Consider the following 4,733-nt stretch of genomic DNA (forward strand, 5'->3'; position numbering starts at 1 on the left):
TAGGCCCTGTTGACAAACTGATTGGTCCAGAGGCGGGCGGCGGCGATATGTATGAAGCCGAGATAGCTTGCTGAGGTTTTGTCGTATCGGGTTGCGAGGCGGCGCGAGCATTTGAGCTTGGCGAAGCACCGCTCAATACGGTTCCGCAAGGCGTAGGTGACGGTGTCGTGCGGGATCGGCTCTTTGCGATTGGCCTTGGCCGGGATCACTGGTGTTCCGCCACGCTCGGTGATCGTTGCCCGGATATGATCGCTGTCATAACCCCGGTCAGCCAGGAACACGCGAGCCGTCGGCAGGTCATCGTCGACCAGAGCATCGAAGCCTTTGAAGTCAGATACTTCACCTCCCGTTACTTCCGCCCGGACAGGGAGGCCGTGAGCGTTGGTAATGAGATGGATCTTGGACGTGAAGCCACCTTTTGAACGGCCAAAACCCTGTCTTTGAGTCCCCCTTTTGCGCCCGCTGCCAAGTGGTGCGCGCGGATCACGGTGCTGTCGATCATCTGGACGCTGTCTGGCGCTGCGCCGCTATCGTTGAGGGCATCGAGCACCAGTTCCCAAAGTCCGGCCAGGGTCCAGCGCCGGAACTGGCGATACACGCTCGACCACTTGCCGAACTCTTCAGGCAGATCACGCCAGGCAGCACCGGTTCGAGCAATCCAGAAAATACCATCGAGAACAAGGCGGTGGTTGGAGGCCGGGCGACCGCCTTGCCCCCGGATCGCTATCAAAAAGGGTTCAAAGAATGCCCACTCGGCATCCTCCATCAGCAACCGCGCCAAGATAACCTCCGCAAAAGCTATCTTGAATCACATCTCGCAGCGATTGTGAATCCAGTTTGTCAACAGGGCCTAGGGCAGCGACACTTCTGGCAGAGGCGAGGTATTGCGTCACTATGTTGATTTTTGCGCTGCTCTTGATCGTATCGGGATCCTACGTAGTGGCGCTGCTTGAGTTGCCGAAAGCGAGGCGCCGGCTCGAGTTTCCGCTTCGGGTTGTCGGAGCGCTCGCTCTCGTTGGCGGCGTCCTATTGTTCATACTTTCACTATGACGCTGCAACGAAATGCGCTGAAAGTAATCTGAGGCTCGTGGGCCGTTTTTGGCTGATGCAGGCAAATTAGCCGAACCAGAAAGGTCCGCTCGGCGCCAAACTCGTGGTGCGTAGGCGCTGGTTCGTTCGGCCCTTACGGCTATATCTCCCTATTCGAAAAATTAACCATTCCTGCGTTAGCGCCTCAATATCCTTAGAGGCAGGCTATCGATGTACGAGAATTTTAAGTTTGAACCGGTATCGTCCGAACGCTCTCATCGCGTAGAGCACGGCTCCGGCATTGTTCGTCTGCACCGCGTTTCCGCTTTGGGCAAAGCTGCACTTTACGCGTTCGCAGTGATATCTATAGTCTATTTCATTTATCGGGTTCCACTCTGGAATCCGGCAGCGCCAATCATGTCCTCATTGCTTCTCGCGGCTGAGCTTTTCGGGACGTTGACACTCGCGCTCCACGTTTTCTCAACTTGGTGCCTGGTTGAGCGACATGCGCCTCCCGTGCCTGTCGGCTGTGAAGCGGATATTTTCCTTACCACATGGAATGAATCCGAGACTATGCTGCGGCATACGATCCTGGCTGCTAAGCAGGTATCACATTGTAGATATGTTTGGCTTCTTGATGATGGTGACCGTGTCGAGATGGCAGAACTTGCCGCAGAACTCGGTGTAAAATACGTCAGCCGCAGAGATCGATCTCATGCAAAGGCCGGAAATTTAAATAACGCCTTGAAAAAAACCGACGCTGAATTTGTTGCTATATTTGACTGTGACCATGCGCCAGCGCCCGATTTTTTTGATAGGACATTGGGATACTTTAATGATTCGTCCGTTGCTTTGGTTCAAACTCCCCAAGATTTTTATAACATAGATTCATTCCAGCACAGAACTTCAGAGAAAGGCGCTGAGGCATGGCATGAGCAAACCCTTTTTTACCGGGTCATTCAGGCTGGCAAAGATTATTGGAATGCCACATTTTTTTGTGGGAGTTGCGCTATCGTCCGTCGTTCTTCGATGGAAGATATTGGCGGCTTTGCGACTGGTACCATAACCGAAGACATGCACACGTCGTTGCGGCTTCATAAGGCGGGATGGTCAGCAGTCTATCACGCTGAGGCCCTAGCATTCGGTCTGTCTCCTGCAGATATGGAGCAATACGAGACTCAGCGACTGCGATGGGGTCGCGGCGCAATGCAGGTTTGGAACAAGGAGGGCATCCTAACGGCTAGGGGTCTCTCACTGCCGCAGCGTATCGCCTACTTCACTTCGGCAATTACCTATTTCGAGGGTTGGCAGAAGGCGGTCGTTTATTTGATGCCGATCGCAGTATTATTGACCGGCAAAATGCCAATCATTTGGACCGGCGTGCCCTTCATGACAATCTTTATGCTTTGGCTTTTGACCGGGATGCTTGTGAATGAAATATTCAGTCGAGGGTATTCAAAAAGTTTGTACATGGAGGAGTATAATTATCTGCGGTTTTACACATTCATGCGAGCGACCCTCGCACTCGTGATTCCAGTGAATTGGAAGTTCAAGGTTACGCCAAAGCAGCTCACCTCCAGATCTGGATTGCCAATGATCTTGTGGCCTCAACTGCTTGTAGTTGGAGCTGCGATTACTGCGATACCAATTGGTGCCATCCAATTCCATCAGTTTGGTTATCTGCCATTCGGCGCGTTTGTCGCGAATCTCTTGTGGGCGACTCTCGTAGCCGTGATTGCCATACGTGCTTTACGTTTCGCTTCGGCGCGCGCAAGCCAGAGGCGCTCAGATCACCGCTTCAATATTCCGCTGATCGCGAAGCTTGATGCAGGAACGAACCAACAGAGCCAAATTGTCATCGCCGATGAAGTTTCGTCGAACGGCTTTAGCTTTTGCGCCGACGAGAGATCTGACTTGGGCGCTCGTCTTTCGGGAACACTCGCTCTGCCTGGCGGATCCCAGGCATTTTCCGCAGATGTAATCCAAGTCCGGCCATTAGGCTCCGGGGAGCCGAGCCGCGTTTCGGTACGGTTTTGTTGGGCTGATCGTAGTGCTGCAGATGCCCTTGATTCCTTTCTTTACGGCAGCACTCTGCAATGGGATGTAAATGGGTGGGCGGAAGCCATTCAAACACCATATGTCATGCGGGTGATCCGCCGGCATCTATTCAAGCCTCTTTTCAAGGGCCGATGGCGTCATACCATGCTTGACGCTGGCCATCTTGGCCAAGTCGAATGTATCGTACGGGAAGAAGGAGAAACCTTTCGGGTTCTCTCATTGAAGCCATTCCCTTCGACTTCTGCCTTGAAGCTCATAAATGATGGGCAGACTGCGAACGAAAGCTTATCGCTCGCTGGGTACCGTTCCTACGCATCTGGCGGCGGTGTGCTCCACATGGCGGTTCTCTATTCCGGTGAAAATCCGGCGCTTCCAGGCTATCATCGCGAACCGTCTTGGGTGGGCGGTGAGGTGGCTCGGCCCGCACTGTAATATTGGGTACCGCATGCGTGCCATGCTCAGTGTTCTAAGCGGTAACGGCTCGAGCACCCGCCGGGTTTTGGTTTGCCGGTGGCGCGCTGCGCGACAGAGGTAATGAACCGCCCCGAGATTGCCGGAGGCCCCAACTCCTGAGAGGAAGGGTCTATGAGCAAGACGACGAACAAGTTCTCACCCGAGGTTCGCGAGCGAGCAGTCCGCATGGTTCTGGCCAGCGAGAAGGATCATCCGTCGCGCTGGGCGGCGGTCACATCGATAGCCGGCAAGTTCGGCTGTTCGGGCTACACGCTGCTCGAGTGGGTGAAGAAGTCCGAGATCGACAAGGGCATGCGAGCCGGAGTGCCGACCGAGCTGGCTGACAAGCTGAAGGCGCTGGAACGCGAGAACCGTGAGTTGCGCCAGGCCAACGAGATCCTGCGCAAGGCTTCCGCGTATTTCGCCCAGGCGGAGCTCGACCGCCCACTGAAGCGATGACGGCGTTTATCGACGAACACCGCGAGGAGTATGGGGTCGAGCCGATCTGCCGGGTTCTGCCGATCGCCCCATCCACCTACCACGAACGCGTCGCGCAGCGGCGCGATCCCTCGCGGATGTCGGCTCGTGCCCAGCGCGACCAGGCGTTGAAGCCCGAGGTCTTGCGCGTATTCGCCGAGAACTTCGGCGTCTACGGCGTGCGCAAGGTCTGGCGACAGATGAACCGCGAAGGCTTGAGTGTCGCCCGATGTACGGTGGAACGGCTCATGCGCGACCTGGGCTTGCAGGGCGTAATCCGCGGCAAGCCGGTACGAACGACCATCAGCGACAAGGCGGCGCATTGCCCGCTCGACCAGGTCAACCGACAGTTCCATGCGCCAGCACCGAACATGCTGTGGGTCTCGGACTTCACCTACGTCGCGACCTGGTCGGGGTTCGTCTACGTCGCCTTCGTGATCGACGTCTATGCCCGCTACATCGTGGGCTGGCGGGTCAGCAGAACAGCCCACGCCAGCTTCGTTCTGGATGCCCTCGAGCAAGCCATCCACGATCGTCGCCCGGTCCATTGTGGTGGCCTCATCCATCACAGCGACCGCGGCAGCCAGTACGTCTCGATCAAGTACACCGAGCGCCTTGCCGAGGCCGGGATCGAGCCATCGGTGGGCAGCGTCGGTGACAGCTATGACAACGCCTTGGCCGAGACGATCAACGGACTCTACAAGGCCGAGGTCATC

Annotated in this window: 2 protein-coding genes, 1 pseudogene and 1 other annotated feature; of the genes and pseudogenes, 2 read left to right on the forward strand and 1 reads right to left on the reverse strand. The window is 56.1% G+C overall.

The window, feature by feature from the left end; genetic code table 11:
• Nucleotides 1–766, reverse strand: a protein-coding gene (locus A9D15_RS16090; protein ID WP_425304720.1) for an IS5 family transposase whose coding sequence is annotated in 2 segments (ribosomal slippage) — nucleotides 1–445 and nucleotides 445–766 — 767 coding nt annotated over the 2 segments. Because the reading frame shifts where the segments join, the coding sequence is not laid out codon by codon here. This gene is flagged as partial in the annotation.
• A 494-nt stretch (nucleotides 767–1,260) separates the two neighbouring features.
• Between A9D15_RS16090 and A9D15_RS16095 the strand changes: the two genes are divergently transcribed.
• Complete coding sequence (locus A9D15_RS16095; RefSeq protein ID WP_082924206.1) at nucleotides 1,261–3,519, forward strand: glycosyltransferase; 2,259 nt, start codon at nucleotides 1,261–1,263, stop codon at nucleotides 3,517–3,519.
• Nucleotides 3,520–3,672: 153 nt separating this feature from the next.
• A pseudogene (locus A9D15_RS02380) lies at nucleotides 3,673–4,733 on the forward strand (IS3 family transposase); the annotation flags it as partial.
• Nucleotides 3,954–4,070, forward strand: a sequence feature (AL1L pseudoknot). (Overlaps the previous pseudogene by 117 nt.)

Source organism: Croceicoccus pelagius, assembly GCF_001661915.1.
In the GTDB taxonomy this organism is placed as follows: Bacteria; Pseudomonadota; Alphaproteobacteria; order Sphingomonadales; family Sphingomonadaceae; genus Croceicoccus; species Croceicoccus pelagius.